Annotated in this window: 11 protein-coding genes; 6 read left to right on the plus strand and 5 right to left on the minus strand. The window is 69.0% G+C overall.

Going from position 1 to position 15,309, the window contains the following annotated elements:
• The first annotated feature begins 63 nt into the window (after positions 1–63).
• The 5 genes from KF689_13130 to KF689_13150 all read left to right on the plus strand — a co-directional run bounded on the left by KF689_13130 (position 64) and on the right by KF689_13150 (position 8,005).
• A complete protein-coding gene (locus tag KF689_13130; GenBank protein ID MBX3134318.1) occupies positions 64–3,903 on the plus strand; it encodes a carboxypeptidase regulatory-like domain-containing protein in 3,840 nt (1,279 codons plus the stop codon).
• A gap of 39 nt (positions 3,904–3,942) precedes the next feature.
• Positions 3,943–4,638 carry a VTT domain-containing protein gene (locus KF689_13135; GenBank protein ID MBX3134319.1) on the plus strand — a complete coding sequence of 232 codons (696 nt, stop codon included), beginning with the start codon at positions 3,943–3,945 and terminating at the stop codon, positions 4,636–4,638.
• Positions 4,639–4,694: 56 nt separating this feature from the next.
• Positions 4,695–5,237 carry a DUF4142 domain-containing protein gene (locus KF689_13140; protein MBX3134320.1) on the plus strand — a complete coding sequence of 181 codons (543 nt, stop codon included), beginning with the start codon at positions 4,695–4,697 and terminating at the stop codon, positions 5,235–5,237.
• On the plus strand, positions 5,234–5,569 hold the full coding sequence (locus KF689_13145; GenBank protein MBX3134321.1) for a hypothetical protein: 336 nt from the start codon (positions 5,234–5,236) through the stop codon (positions 5,567–5,569). The genes KF689_13140 and KF689_13145 overlap by 4 nt, the downstream gene beginning before the upstream one ends.
• A gap of 216 nt (positions 5,570–5,785) precedes the next feature.
• The gene (locus KF689_13150) at positions 5,786–8,005 is read left to right on the plus strand and encodes a glutamine synthetase III (protein ID MBX3134322.1); all 2,220 of its coding nucleotides are present in this window, start codon (positions 5,786–5,788) and stop codon (positions 8,003–8,005) included.
• 99 nt (positions 8,006–8,104) lie between these two features.
• Here KF689_13150 and KF689_13155 read toward each other — a convergent pair whose 3' ends face one another.
• Positions 8,105–8,533, minus strand: coding sequence for a hypothetical protein (locus KF689_13155; GenBank protein ID MBX3134323.1), 429 nt, complete (start codon positions 8,531–8,533; stop codon positions 8,105–8,107).
• Positions 8,534–8,581: 48 nt separating this feature from the next.
• Complete coding sequence (locus KF689_13160; protein ID MBX3134324.1) at positions 8,582–8,935, minus strand: MmcQ/YjbR family DNA-binding protein; 354 nt, start codon at positions 8,933–8,935, stop codon at positions 8,582–8,584.
• Positions 8,936–9,024: 89 nt separating this feature from the next.
• Between KF689_13160 and KF689_13165 the strand changes: the two genes are divergently transcribed.
• The gene (locus KF689_13165) at positions 9,025–11,997 is read left to right on the plus strand and encodes a hypothetical protein (protein MBX3134325.1); all 2,973 of its coding nucleotides are present in this window, start codon (positions 9,025–9,027) and stop codon (positions 11,995–11,997) included.
• A 75-nt stretch (positions 11,998–12,072) separates the two neighbouring features.
• Here KF689_13165 and KF689_13170 read toward each other — a convergent pair whose 3' ends face one another.
• From KF689_13170 to KF689_13180, 3 genes are all read right to left on the minus strand, one after another.
• Positions 12,073–12,510 (minus strand): hypothetical protein, encoded by a 438-nt coding sequence (locus KF689_13170; GenBank protein MBX3134326.1) that lies wholly within the window; start codon positions 12,508–12,510, stop codon positions 12,073–12,075.
• 127 nt (positions 12,511–12,637) lie between these two features.
• A complete protein-coding gene (locus tag KF689_13175; protein ID MBX3134327.1) occupies positions 12,638–14,086 on the minus strand; it encodes a hypothetical protein in 1,449 nt (482 codons plus the stop codon).
• A complete protein-coding gene (locus tag KF689_13180) occupies positions 14,083–15,237 on the minus strand; it encodes a hypothetical protein (protein MBX3134328.1) in 1,155 nt (384 codons plus the stop codon). The genes KF689_13175 and KF689_13180 overlap by 4 nt, the downstream gene beginning before the upstream one ends.
• Positions 15,238–15,309: the final 72 nt, after the last annotated feature.

Below are 15,309 nucleotides of genomic sequence, written 5' to 3' on the forward strand. Positions count from 1 at the left end.
GGCGGCTGGGCACGAACGTTTTGAGGGAGTGGAACGTCCTACCTGCGTCCCACCACCCAACCAATGCGTTTCCGCTACTTGCCTGCGGCCTCGGCCGCCCTGATCGCCCTGCTCGGAGCCCCGCTCGCCGCCCAGACGGGCAGCGGCACCGAGATCATCGTCGGCCGCGTGCTCGACACCGAAGGCAAGCCCATCGAGGGCGCCCGGGTCGAGGCGATGTCCATCGAGACCCAGACCTCCCGCGGCCGCACCACCAACGACCGCGGCCAGTTCACCATCCTGTTTCCCGACGGCAGCGGCCAGTACCGGGTGACGGCGCGGGCCATCGGTTACGCCCCCTCCACGCAGATGGTCTTGCGGCAATCGGACGAGGACCGGCTCGAGGTCACGATCCGCCTCCAGAGGTCGGCGCAGACCCTGCAGCAGTTCGTGGTCTCGGCCAGCCGCGGCCCGCTGCAGAGCAATGCCGACCGCCCGACGCCCGGCACGCAGGAGCGCGTGCTCTCCGGCGACCAGCTCTACCGCCTGCCGGTGGATGCGACCGATCCGACCGCACTCGCCGGCCTCTCGGCCGGCGTCGTCACGCTCGGCGGCAGCGACTCCGCCAGCGCCGCGTTCTCCGTGGCCGGCCAGCGCGTGGACCAGAATCAGGTGACGCTCGACGGACTCTCGTTCGGCAGCGGCGCGGTGCCGCAGGAAGCCGTGCGCGCAAGCCGTGTCGTGACCTCCACGTATGACGTCGCCCGCGGCCAGTTCACTGGCGGGCAGGTGTCCAGCACCACGCGCAGCGGCACCAACCAGTTGCAGGGTTCGCTCGGCTACGACCTGCGGACGCCGGAGATGCAGTTCTACGACGAAGAGGCCGTGCAGTTCGGTCAGCCGTACACGCAGAACCAGTACTCCTTCGGCCTCGGCGGCCCGATCAAGAAGAACCGCGCGTTCTGGTTTGGCTCGGCGCAATTCCGCGCGCGCGCCGACGGTTTACAGTCGCTGCTCAGCGGCAACGAGGTCGTGTTCCAACGCTTCGGCGTGGCGCAGGACTCCGCCAGCCGGTTCCTGAATCTCGTCGAGGGCTACGGACTGCCCGCGCGCGTGGACGGCATTCCATCGCGCCGGCTCTCCGAGAACCTCTCGACGCTGGCGCGAATGGACTTCGTGCTCACCGACAAGCACACGCTCACCCTGCGCGGCGACTGGCGCTTCGGCGTGCAGGATGGCCAGCGCATCTCGGCGCTGAGCGTGCCGCATTATGGCGGTGACCTGAACTCCCTCGGCGGCGGCGTGCTCGCGTCGCTGATCTCGCAGTTCGACAACGGTTTCATCAATGAGCTGCGCCTCTACGGCGCGGTGGACACGCGCGACACTAGGCCGTATCTCATCGCGCCGGCCGGCCGTGTGCAGGTGATCTCGGACTTCGACGACGGGTCGCGTTCCGTGTCGGCGCTGACCTTCGGTGGCAACGGGGCCTTGCCGCAGGACGTCGCCAACGACCAGCTCGAAGCCACCAACGAACTCTCGTGGATCTCCAACGACGGTGCGCACCGCCTGAAGCTCGGCGGCCTCGTCAACGTCAGCCGCTACGATCAGGACTACGCCACCAACCGCAACGGGACGTTCACCTACCTCTCGCTGGCCGACCTCGATGCCAACGTGCCGGCGCAGTTCACGCGCACGTTGGCGCCATCGGAGCGCAACGGCGGCATCACCAACAGCGCGCTGTACCTGGGCGACACCTGGCGCGTCTCGCGCGCCTTCCAGATGACCTACGGCGCGCGCCTCGAGCACACGTCGTACAGCGGGCTGCCCGCGTACAACCCGGCAGTCGAAGCCGACTTCGGGCGCCGCACCGATCGCTTCCCCAGCGAGACGCACGTGAGCCCGCGCGCCGGCTTCACCTGGACGCTCGGGCTTCCGCCGCAGGGCCAGCCCGCTGCGCCAGGCGGCGCGCAGGGCGGCGGAGCTCCCGGCGGTGGATTCCCGGGCGGCGGCCGCGGTGGCGCAGGCGGCCCCGGTGGCGGATTCGGTGGCAGAATGGGCGGCGCGATGGGCGGCGGCGGTCCCTTCGCCGGCCTCGCCACGACAATCATCCGCGGCGGCATCGGCGAGTTCCGCGGCCGCGCACCCAACGGGCTGCTCACCGGCGCCATCGACGCCACCGGGCTGCCGAACGGCGAGACGCAGTTGGTCTGCGTCGGCACAGACGTCCCGACGCCCGACTGGGCGCTGTACCGCGCCGATCCGACCGCCATCCCGACATCCTGCCTCAGCGGCGGCGGTGGCGGGCCGACCATCACGCAGCGCCCGAACGTCACGACCTTCGACAACGACTTCTCCGCGCCGCGTTCCTGGCGTGCCTCGCTCGGCGTACAGCGCCGCGTACTTGAGCGCATCAACCTGAGCCTCGACGTCTCCTACGCGCTCGGCATCGCGCTGTACGGCGTGCGCGACCTCAACTTCGATCCCACGCCGCGCTTCACGCTGGCTGACGAAGGGAACCGGCCCGTATACGTCGCGCCTGGGGCCATCATCCCCGCCACCGGCGTGGTGAACAACCTCGATTCGCGCGTCAACGCCAACTACGGCTCGGTCTTCGCCGTGGGCAGCGGCCTGCGGTCGGATACCCGCCAAGTCACGCTCGGCGCCAACGGCTTCCTGCGCAACGGGATGCTGATGAGCGCCAACTACACCTTCGCCCGCTCGCGCGACCAGTCGTCGTTCTCCTGCTGCAGCGCGCAACAGGCCTTCGCCTCGCCGACGACGGCCGGCGATCCCAACGACACGCCCTGGGGCACCAGCGACCTCGAGCGGCGGCACGTGATCGTCACCACGCTCACGATGCCGCTGCACCCGTCCGTCGAGTTCACGATGATCGGCCGCGCCACGTCGGGGCAGCCGTATACGCCACGCGTGGGCAACGACATCAACGGCGACGGCGCCCGCAACGACCGCGCGTTTGTCTTTGACCCCGCCACAACCGCCGACCCTGCACTCGCTGGCGCGATGCAGAGCCTGCTCGACGGCGCCACGCCGCGCGTGCGCGAGTGCCTCTCGTCGCAGCTCGGCCAACTCGCCGCTCGCAACAGCTGCTTCGCGCCGTGGTTCCCGTCGCTGGACCTACGGCTGAACTACCGGCCCGACCGCTTCGGGCTCAAACGCAACCTGATGATCTCGCTGCAGCTCGTGAATCCGCTCGCCGGCCTGGATCGCATCGTAAACGGCAAGGACCTCGAAGGCTGGGGCCAGCCGCGGCGCATCGATCCGAACTTGCTCTATGTGACGGGCTTCGATCCGGGCACGCAGCGCTTCCAGTACGCCATCAATGAACGCTTCGGCGACGCCACCGGAACCGGGGCCGGCGGCCGCGGGGTGGGGCAGCAGCTCAACCCGTTCCAGATCGCGCTGCAGATGCGCTACACCGTCGGACCGGACCGCACGCGCGACGCAATGCTCGCTGCACAGACGGCAGCGCGCGGTGGCCGCGGTGCTGCCGGCGGTCCCGGCGGCGGCGATATGGCCGGCATCGTACGGCGCTTCGCGCAGAATCCTTTCCAACAGACGCTGGCGATCCGCGACTCGCTTGGACTCGACTCCGCGCAGGTCACCCGGCTCGACGCGATGCGCGAGGCCTTCGACGGTCGCATCAACACGCTCGCCGCGAGCGTGCAGGAGCGCCTGCAGCGCCTGGGCAACAACGCCGATCCGCAGGCGATGATGCAGCAACTGCAAGGACCGCTCGGCGACGCGCAGCGCATCCGCACCGAGTCGATGGCCGAGTTGCAGCGCGTGCTCACCCCGGCGCAGTGGGAGAAGCTGCCAGCCCGCATCAAGAACCCGCAGGCCGGCTTCCCGGGGATGGCACCGGGCGCCGGCGGTGCCCAGCGCCCGCCGGCCCGCGTACCTTAAGCGGGCCGGCCGCACGTCGCGGTCGCCGTTCCCGTCGCGATGTCTCGCCTGCTCTCCCGCGCCGCTCGCTTCCGTCCGACCGCCACGCGCGTCCTGCTCCTCGCGGCGCTCGTCACCGCGCTCGTCGCCGTCGGGCGCTCCGATACGCTGCACCACGAACTGCTCGACGTCCTCGAGGCGTCGCGCAGCATCATCGTGGCGCACCCAGTGGGCGGCGCGCTGCTGTTCGTCGGTCTCGCTGCGCTCTCGGCGATGCTGGGCTTCGTCTCGAGCGCCGTGCTCGTGCCCGCGGCCGTCTATGCGTGGGGAGCGCCGTGGACCGCGGTGATGCTGTGGGTCGGCTGGACGCTGGGTGGCCTCACCGCGTACACGCTGGCCGCGACCTTGGGACGGCCCGTGCTGCGCTGGATCGTCGCCGGCGAGGCGTTGCGGCGCTACAAGCCGCTGCTCGACAAGCAACCGTCGTTTGGATCGGTGCTGCTCTTCCAGCTTGCGCTGCCTTCCGAGATCCCCGGGTACCTCCTCGGCCTCGCCCGCTATCCGCTGCCGCGCTACCTCGCGGCGCTGATGCTGGCCGAGCTGCCGTATGCCGTCGGCACCGTCCTGCTCGGCATCGGCTTCGTGAATCGCGACACCACGACGCTCGTCGCCGTCTGCATCGTCGGGGGATTGGCCCTCGTGCTCCTTGCGCGCGCGATGCAACGGCGGCAGCGCGCGGCGGAACCGAAGGCCTAGCACGACCGCTACGCTCTAGCGAACCATCACCGTTCCGCCCAGTATCCGGAGTGCCAATGTCCCGTCGCATCCTGTTCCTCGCCGCGTTCGCCCTCTTGGCGACCGCTTGCCGCAGCCGCAGCGCCGAAGCGCCCGCGCCGGAAGCCCTGACGGACGCGAACATCGCCGCCATCGTCGTCACGGCCAATACCATCGACATCCAGTACGCCGACCTCGCCTTGGCCAAGAGCCAGGATGCCGCCGTTCGCGAGTTCGCGACGATGGTGAAGAAGGATCACGAGTCCGTGAACGAAGCCGCCGGCTCCCTCGTCGCGCGCCTTGGCGTGACGCCGCAGATGAACAGCATCGCCTTCGACCTGCGCGATGACGCCGAGGTTAAGCGGCTCACCCTGCGCGACTTCGAGGGCTTCGCCTTCGACAGCGCCTACGCGGCCAATGAAGTCACGTACCACACGACCGTGCTCGCCGCGATCGATGACGCGCTGATTCCATCGGCGCAGAACGCCGAGCTCAAGGCCTTGCTGGTCGCGGTACGGCCGGCCGTGGCCGCGCACCTCGAGCACGCGCGCCACCTCGCGGCGCAGAAGGCGCGCCGGTGATCACGCGCCGCGCGCTCGCAGGCCTCGTCGTCGTGCTGGCGGTGGCCTGCGGCGCGGCGGCCGTCGGCGCGCGCGGGACGAAGCACGAGATCACGATGCGCGGAAACTCCTTCGGCCCTCGGCGCCTCGAAGTCGCGCGCGGCGACACCATCGTCTGGATCAATCGCGACATCGTGCGCCACGACGCCTCGGCGCCGGGCAGCTTCGAGTCCGGCGACCTGCGCGCGGGCGAGCGTTTCGAGTGGGTGCCTGCCGACACCGGGTTGGTTCGGTACCGCTGCACCATCCACCAACGGATGCGCGGCGAGATTCGGGTCATCGAACGCGAATAACCCGTTACAGGACAACGTCTTAAGCCACGGCGCGCAGGGGCATTCACCCCTGCGCGCCGTGCCCGCATATTGACAGAGTGTCAGTTGATTCGTGCAGATTCTGCAAATTTTTATGTGAATATGTGAGTTTCCGCTTGGAATTTTGCAAAATGTCAGTAGATTCCTGCACTTCTCGCGCCATCCGACGCCCACCTTCCGTCCTCCGTCTTCCGTCCTATGTCCACAACCGACACCCCCCGCCTCGTCGCGATGCGTGCCATCGCCACGCGAAAGCCCATCGTCCCCGACGTTCCGTCGATGGCTGAGAACCCCAAGCCGACCTCTGCCTACTTCGGCAGCCACACCTTCGGCGCCAAGCAGATGCGCGACAAGCTTTCGAAGGAGGTCTACGACAGCCTCACGCAGTCCGTGCGCCTCGGGAAGAAGCTCGAGCCCGCCATCGCGCCGGCCGTCGCGAAGGCCGTGAAGGAGTGGGCGATTGCGCAGGGCGTGACGCACTTCTGCCACTGGTTCCAGCCGCAGACCGGCCTCACCGCCGAGAAGCACGATGCCTTCCTCACGCTCGATGCCAACGGCAACGCCATCGAGAAGTTCACCGCCGAGCAGCTGATCCAGTCGGAGCCGGACGCCTCGTCGTTCCCGTCGGGCGGCCTGCGCGCCACCTGGGAAGCGCGCGGCTACACGGCGTGGAATCCGGCCTCGCCGCTCTTCATTATGGAAGCGGCCGGCACCAAGACGCTCTGCATTCCGTCCGTGTTCATCGGCTACAACGGCGAGGCCCTCGACGAGGTCGCCCCGCTGTTCCGCTCCAGCGAGGTGCTGTCCAAGGCCGCGCGTGAGCTGCTCGACACCATCGGCGACAAGGGCGCGCTGCGCGTCTACACCACGATGGGCACCGAGCAGGAGTTCTTCGTCATCGACCGCACGCACTTCGCGATGCGTCCCGATCTCGTGATGGGCGGCCGCACCGTCGTGGGCGCGCCGCCGCCGCGCGGCCAGCAGCTCGAGGACCACTACTTCGGGGGCATCCCGGAGCGCGTGCAGGCCTTCCTCGCCGAGGTGGAGCACGAGCTCTACAAGCTCGGCGTGCCGATCGTCACGCGGCACAACGAGGTCGCGCCCTGCCAGTTCGAGATGGCGCCGATGTTCGAGGAAACCGACATCGCCTCCGACCACAATCAGCTCGTGATGTCCGTGCTCAAGGACGTGGCCCTGCGCCACGGCCTGCAGGTGCTGCTGCACGAGAAGCCCTTCGCCGGCATCAACGGCTCGGGCAAGCACTGCAACTGGTCGCTGTCCATCGCCTCCGACAACGAGCTCAACGGCATCAACCTGCTCAAGCCCGGCAAGACGCCGCACCAGAACATCCGCTTCCTGATGTTCCTGGCGGCGGTGCTCAAGGGCGTGCACAAGCACCAGGGTCTGCTGCGCGCCGGCATCGGAAGCTCCGGCAACGAGCACCGGCTCGGCGCCAACGAGGCGCCGCCGGCCATCATCTCGATCTTTATGGGCAACGCGCTCACGAAGATGATCGAGGACATCATCGCCGGCCGCGCGGGCACCAAGGCCGAGCAGGCGATGCTGCAGCTTGGCGTCGCCAAGCTGCCGGAGATCGAGCAGGACAACACCGACCGCAACCGCACCTCGCCCTTCGCCTTCACCGGCGCCAAGTTCGAGTTCCGCGCGGTGGGTTCGTCGCAGTCGATCGCGTTCCCGGTGATGATCCTCAACACCGTCGTGGCCGAGGCCATCACCGAGCTCACGGCGCAGCTCAAGAAGGAGATCGCCGCTGGTGCGGCCGTGGACGACGCCGCGCTGAAGGTCGTGCGCAAGGCGTTCAAGGACACCAGCGCCATCCGCTTCGAGGGCAACGGCTACAGCGAGGAGTGGGTGCGCGAAGCCAAGAAGCGCGGCCTGCTCAACCTCCGCCGCGCACCCGAGGCGCTGGCGCAGCTCAGCACCAAGGCCGCCAAGGACCTCTTCACCGGCACCGGCGTACTGTCGGCCGCGGAGCTCGAGAGCCGCTATCACGTGCGCGTCGAGCGCTACGTGAAGGATCTCTTGATCGAGATGGAGATGATGTCCGAGATGCTCGACACGATGATCCTGCCGGCCGCCTACGCCTACCTGGGCGACTTGGCCGAGGGCGCCGCCAAGGCGAAGACGGTGGGCATCAAGAGCATCCCGCAGAAGGCGGCATTGGATGCCATCGGCAAGCGGGTGACCTCCCTGCAGGCGAAGACGGCGGCGCTGCACGCGGCGGTGAAGAAGGCGCACGCCCTGCACGACGACGTCACCAAGTGCGCGGCCTTCCTCACCAGCACCGGCGCCGACGCGATGGCCGCCTGCCGCGACATCAGCGACGCGCTCGAGGTCAGCATCGGCGATCAGTACTGGCCGCTGCCGCGCTATCGGGAGATGCTGTTCCCGGTATAAGACGGAAGACGGAGGACGGATGACAGAAGAACGCGGGGGGACGGCTCGAAGCCGTCCCCCCGCGTCTGTTGCATCCGTCCTCCGTCTTCCGTCCGGTTCTCAGTTCACGAACAGCATCACCCGGTACGCGCAGGGCGCGAGAGTGCAGGACGCCATCGTGACCCGCACGCGGATCTGGCCGCTGTAGTTCTGGATCGGCACCACCGGTGCGTCGTCCGGCGTCACGTCCTCGCCCAGCTTGCTGCCGCTGCCGGAGAAGACGGTGAGGTCGAGGTCGTCGCAGTCCTCATCGCACACCCCGATCACGCCGGCCAGTGACTTGCCGTTGGGAATCTGCATCTGGATGTCGGTCGTGCCGCCGTTATTCAGGCTGCCGCTGCTGTGGCTCTCGAGCCGCAGGCCCGCCGCGCCCATCGCCTCGATCGCGGCACGCGTGAGCAGGTCCACGACATTCTGGGCGCGAGCCGCCGCTGGCGTCGCGGCCGCCAACAAGACGGCGGGAAGGGCCAGCAGGACCGCACGGCGCATCAACGAACGCATCCGAGAATTCTCCGGTGGGGGGGGGTCGGCAAGAAACTACCGCAGGAGGCGCTTGGGCGCGACCAGGCGGTAGGAGTCCTCCACCAGCCGCGCGATCTCGCCCCAGGGCGGGCGCTTGTCCAGCCAGACGCCTACCCAGCCGGCCTTGCCGACGTAGGGCGGGAAGTAGAAGCGCTGCGGCCGGTCGGCGAGCATCAGTGCCTGGTCGCCGGGCGCCGCCTTGAGCCACACCCCAGGCCGTCCACCGCTATGCTTGGAGTCGCTCGGCTGCGCATACATCGCGAAGATCTTGCCGACGCGGAAGGTCGAGGTCTCCCAGGCCAGCACTTCCGTCGCTTCTGGCAGCGCGAGACAGATGCGGCGCAATCGTTCGAGTGGGTCGGTCGCCATTGCCGGAAGATCCCGTACCGGCGGCGCGCCGGCAAGCACTCCGGCCGGGTGGCGCGTAGCTTCTGACCATCCTTGAGCCAGGAGCTTTCGTGCACGTCCTTCCCACCCGCGCGCGGCACATCCTCGCTGCGCTGTCGCTCACCGCGGCCCTCGCGCTGCCCGCCCTCGCACAGCAGCCGATCGACCAAGAGTACACGGCCAAGATCCGCGAGCACCTGCAGGACCCGCGCATCACCACCGAGCTGGTGGACCATCTCCCGGCGCACCCGACGATCCCGACGCCGCTCAAGTTCTTCGGCCGCATCGTCGGCACGCCGGGCGAACTCACCTACGCCGCGGACATCCACCGCTACTTCCAGGCGCTCGACGCCGCGTCCGACCGCGTGAAGGTCTGGAAGATCGGGACCTCGGAAGAAGGCCGCGATATGTACGTGCTGGCCGTCTCCGACGAGGCGACCATCGCCAACCTCGAGCGCAACCGCGACCAGCTCAAGGAGCTGACGGATCCGCGGCGCACCAGCGATGCCCGTGCCCAGGAGCTCATTCGCACGACCAAGCCGGCCTACTGGGTCACCACCGGGTTGCACTCCGGTGAGACCGGCGGCCCCGAGATGGTGATGGAGCTGGCCTACCGGCTCGCCGTCTCCGAGATGCCGCTCATCCAGAACATCCGCAACAACAGCGTGGTCTTCATCACGCCGGTGCTCGAGGTGGACGGTCGCGAGCGCCAGGTGGATACCTACTACTTCAACAAGACCCGCCCCAGCGGCGAGGCGCAACTGCCGCTGATGTACTGGGGCAAGTACGTGGCGCACGACAACAATCGCGACGGGATGGGGCAGTTCCTCGCCCTGACGCGCCACACGAACCGCTTCTTCCTCGACTGGGTACCGCAGGTGATGCACGACCTGCACGAGTCGGTGTCGTACCTCTACACCTCCACCGGCACCGGCCCGTACAACGAGTGGCTGGATCCGATCACCGTCACCGAGTGGTGGACGATGGCGCAGGTGGACGTGATGGAGATGACCAAGCGCGGCGTGCCCGGCGTGTGGACCTACGGCTTCTACGACGGCTGGACGCCCAACTACCTGTTCTTCGCGACGCACGCGCACAATGCCATCGGTCGCTTCTACGAAGTACAGCGCTACGGCCCGGACAACGTCGCGTCGCTGCGCGTGCCGCCACAGACGACCTCGCGCGAGTGGTTCCGCCCGAATCCGCCGCTGCCCGAGATCAAGTGGGGCCCCCGCAACTCGGTGAACATCGGCCAGTCGGGCCTGCTGTTCTCGCTCGATCACTTCGCCAGCAACCGGCGCCTGTACCTCGAGAACTACTGGCTCAAGAACAAGCGCTCGGTCGAGAAGGGACGCGCCGGCCCGACCTATGCCTGGCACGTGCCGGCCAACCAGCGCCGTCGCGTCGATGCCGTGGATGCCATCAACGAGCTGCAGCGCCAGGGCCTCGAGATCCACGTCGCCGACACCGACTTCCAGGCCGGCAGCACGCGCGTCTCGCGCGGCGACTGGATCGTCCGCGCCGACCAGCCCTACCGCACGCTCGCCGATATGTACTTCAGCGTGCAGAACTTCTCGCCCGCCAACCCGCGGCCCTACGACGACACCGGCTGGACCTTCCAGCTGATGCGCAACGTCGTCGTCACGCCGGTCTCCGACTCCAGTGTGCTCACGCGCCGGATGACCCCGCTCACGGCGCCGGCACGGGCCACGGGCGGCATCAGCGGCAACGGACGCGTCGTCATCGTCGACCACACCACCGACAACGCGCTGGTCACCTTCCGCTTCCGGCTCAAGGACGTCGCGATGCGCGCGGCACAGGCGGACTTCGAGGCCGGCGGCCGCCGATTCCGCGCCGGCGCCTTCATCATCCCCGACGCCGACCTCGCGCGCGTGGGCGCCACGCTCGCGGAGCTCGGCCTGCAGGGCACGGCCGTCGCCGCGATGCCCAGCGTCGCCACGCACGACCTCGACGTGCCGCGCATCGGCTACATCCACAGCTGGCAGCGCACGCAGGACGAAGGCTGGGTCCGCGCCGCGCTCGACACCTACGGCGTCCCTTACGAGTACTTCGCCGACCAGCGCCTGCGCGACGGCAACCTCCGCGCCCGCTACGACGTGATCATCTTCCCGCACGTCGGCGGCACGGCCCAGGCGCAGGTCAATGGCATTGCGATGACCGGCACGATGCCCCTGCCCTACAAGCGCACGCCCGAAACGCCCAACCTCGGCGCCAACGACGAGGCCGACGACATCCGCGGCGGGATGGGCATCGAGGGCCTGATGGAGCTCTACAACTTCGTGAAGGCCGGCGGCACACTCATCGTCGAGGGCGCCACCAGCACCATCTTCCCCGAGTACAACCTCACCACCGGCGTCTCCGTCGAGTCCCCGTCGGACCTCTTCGTGCGCGGCTCGGTGATGCGCGGCATCGTCACCGACCGCCGCAGCCCGATCGCCTACGGCTTCAATGCACAGGTGCCGGTGTACTTCAACCAGGCGCCGGTACTCAGCGTCGCCGGCGCCGGCGGCGGCTTCGGCGGATTCGGCGGCGGGGGCGCCGGCGGCAACGCGGCGCAGCAGAACACCACGCCGATGGCCACGCGCGTGACGCTCTCGCCTTGGGATTTCAGCGCCGTCGAGGGCACGCCCACTGAACCCGCGGCCGCACCGGTTCGCGGCGGGCAGCGGCCGCCTGCCGCGACGCCGGCACCCGCAGCGGCTGGTGCCGCTGGCGGGCCACGCCCACAGGGCGCCGCAGCAGCGGGCGCCGCACCGGCAGCGGCCGCCGCCGCGCGCGCACGCGACACCCGGCCTCGCGCCATCCTCAGCTTCCCCGCCAACCCCGACCAGATGCTGCTCTCGGGCACGCTGGCCGGTGGCGAAGCCCTGGCCAACCGCGCGCAGGTCGTCGATGCGCCGGTCGGGGACGGACACGTCGTGATGTTCGGCATCCGCCCGTTCTGGCGCTGGCAGACGCACGGGACGTTCTTCCTCGGCTTCAACGCCATCCTGCACTGGAACGACCTCGACGCCGGGCGCTAGGCAGCGACCGGTCCGGACACGAAGCGGGGGCGCAGCGATCGCTGCGCCCCCGCTTTGCATCACCACCAGCCGAAGTCAGTTCACGAACAGCATCAGGCGGTATCCGCAGTTGCCCTGGCAGGTGGCCATACTCACCTTCACGCGGATCTCGCCGGTCTGGTTTTCGAGGATGACAATCGGTACGTCATCGGGCTCGAAGTCCGAACCCACCGACTGGCTACCCTTGAAGACCTCGAGGTCGATGTCCGAACAGTTCGCGTCGCACACCGCGACGACGATGCCCGTCTTGCCAGTGGGGATCTCCAGCGTCACGTCACGCGAGGCCGAAGCCGCCAGCGCCCCGCGCGACTGCTGGGCGAGCGAGAAGCCCTGCGCGCGGAACATCGCGACCGCGCTGTCGGCCTGCGCATCGAGCAGCGGCGAGTCCGCCTGAGCCACCGCGGTCCGCGGCAGGACGGTCGCGAGTGCGACAAGGGCGACCAGCGACAGCACGGAGTGGAACGAACGACGCATTCAGGACCTCGGGAAATGGAGTGAGGAGTGGGGGATGCCACAACCTACAGCCTCCCCGCGCGGGCTGATAGCGTGGCCGGCGACGCGATGTTCCCTGAGGTCCCCGGCTACGTCGCGGAACCGACGCTCACGCCGACAGCGGTGACCGTGCTGCCGCTTCGCGCGCGGTCACCGAGTTTCCCGCCGTCCCCGTGACCACGCCACGGCAACGCGGGGCTCCGCAGGCACAGTCGAAGGGCTCGGCGGCGGTGTCCAGGAACTGCGCGTAGTCGAGCGTCAGCTCTTCGCCAACGGCAATCGCACGCGCGGCCACGACGTCGAGGCCGAGGTAGGCGGTGTTCGGGTCGCAGGAATGGTTCTGCGGCGCCCACGCCGAGGGCTCGCTGTCCCAGATCGCGTACACCTCGGCGCTGATCGGGTACGCGTAGCGGCGGAACAGCTCCTGCTCCGTCGCGCCCCAGTGCGTCTCCACGTGACGCCGCGTCACGAGGCGGAAGGGGCGCTCCTCGCCGCGGAAGATCACCTCGCCCGCCTGCAGCGCGCGCGCCGCGACGATGCCATACCCCGCAATGGCGTCGCCGCGCATCGTGTACGCCTTGCGGCGCCGTGCGTAGCGAGCGCGCCCCTCCGCGACAATCCGCTCGAGGAACCCCGCCTGCCCCAATCCGTCCAGTCGCAGGATGTGGTCGGCCGAGCCTTCCCAGCCTTCGGGATAGAACACGCTGCAGGTGAAGTTGATCTCGAGGAAGTACAGCGTCCCCGCCGCGTCCATCCGGAAGTCCATCCGCGCATAGCCCGTCGCGTCGAAGCTCCGGAAGACGATGCGCGCCGCGTCCTGCAGCCGCTGCACCAACGTCGGGTCCGTCACGCGCACATTGGCGTCGGGGTGCAGCTCGCTGGTCTTGAGCGCGTAGCTCTTGTAGCGGCGGCCCTCGGGAAAGCGATACTCGATCGGCGCCAGTGCCGTGCTGCGCCCGTGCCCGTCGGCGTCGCCGATGACCAACACGGTGAACTCGCGCCCCTCAATGAATTCCTCGACCAGCAGCTCCGGATAGTCCCGCTGCACCTGCGCCACCTGGCCGCGCAGCGCCTCGGCGTCGGCGACGCAGGCGTGCTCGTCCACGCCCAGCGAATCGCCGGCCTTCGCCGGCTTCACGAACAGCGGATAGCGCAGCTTGGCGCGAGCGGCCGCGGCCACGGCATCGTCGTCCGGTCCGACCACCACGTGCCGCGGCGTCGCCACGCCGGCCGAGTGCGCGACGTACTTCATCAAGGGCTTCGACGGATCGTAGAGTTGCGGCGTCGGCCCCGTGTAGGGCAGGTCCAGCTGCTCGAGCGAATGGATGACGTCCACGCTCGGCACGTCCCACTCGAGGTAGCCTTCACAGAGGTTCACATAGATGTCGAAGCCCTGCGGCTTCAGGGCCTGCAGCTGGCGGTGCACGCTGAGCTTGTGCAGGAACTCGTGGTGGACCGTGTGCCCAGGTGCCAGCGCCGCGAGGTTGCGCGGCGGATCATAATGCCGGTAGTCCACCGTCGAGGTGGAATAGTCCGGCTGGAGGACGCAGATCTTCACGCGGCGCGGCGCACGCCCACGCGGCTACGCTGCCGCGCGGCCGCGAGGATGGCCGCCACCGCGTGGGCGAACGGCCGGCGCGCGAACTTGAGGATCGCGCCGATGCTCGTGAACAGCTCGTCCTCCGACAGGCCGCACTGCGCGTTCACCTCGAGCACCGCCAGCTCGCCGGTGGCGGCATCCTGCCGCAGGTCCACGCGCCCGTATCCGCGCCCACCCACCGCCGCGTACGCCGCCCAGCTCACCTCGCGGATCCGCGCCGCCTCGGCGCGCGGCACCGGCGCGTAGCGCCACAGGTCCTCGTCGCGCTCGTAGCCGCCCACCGGCGACTCCACCTCATACATCCCCCAGAGACGGTCAAACGAAAGGAAGCGCTCTTCCATCGGCAGGCGCGAGTTGAACCGCCGCTCCACCGGCGCGTACACAAGGCGGCGCGAGGCGGCATCGTGGTTGCCCACGATGAATGCCGTGAACTCGCGGCCGGTCACGAAGCGCTCGGCCAGGACGCCGCCGCTGGTGAGGTCCCAGCCGTGATAGCCCAGGCGCAGGCGCTGCAGTTGTTCCTTGAGCTCGGCCGGCGTGCGCACCACCGACTTGGTCGTCACGCCCATACTGCCGGCGGAGACGGCGGGCTTCACGATCAGCGGACCGCCGCCGAGGCGCGCGAACAGCGCCGCGGCACCGCGGCCGTCGCGCGGCACTTCGGCCCACGCCGCCGTCGGCACGCCGGCGCGATCGAAGGCGCGCTTCATATCCAGCTTCGACGTCGTGCCGTCGTAGAACGGCGCGTCGGCACCGGTGTAGCGCAGGCCGTGCCGCTCCAAGGCGTGGATGACGGAGAGGCCCGGCACGCCGTTGGCTTCGTCGCCATCGCAGAGATTGAAGACCGTGACGTCGTGCCGCTCGGCACTCTTGGCGATCCGCGCGATGACAGCATCACGGTCCGCCAGTGTCACCTTCTGCCAGCGCCACGCGATGCCGAGGGCGGCGAAGGCCCGCCGATACTCGGCGCGGCTCTGCGAGAAGTCGTAGTACCACGCGAGGTTCTCGTCGTCCGTCTCGAGATGCGGCACCAACACCCACACGAGCGGTTCGCGCGTGCGGGGGGGACTGGGGTCGCGCGGCGCCCGGACGCGCGCGGCCGTACTCATCGCCGGAATACGATGGACATTCGAGCTATAAGCTAGCGAGGTCCGGGAAAAAGGAACACAGGGTGCCTAATC

The organism is Gemmatimonadaceae bacterium, from assembly GCA_019637355.1.
Lineage (GTDB): Bacteria > Gemmatimonadota > Gemmatimonadetes > Gemmatimonadales > Gemmatimonadaceae > Pseudogemmatithrix.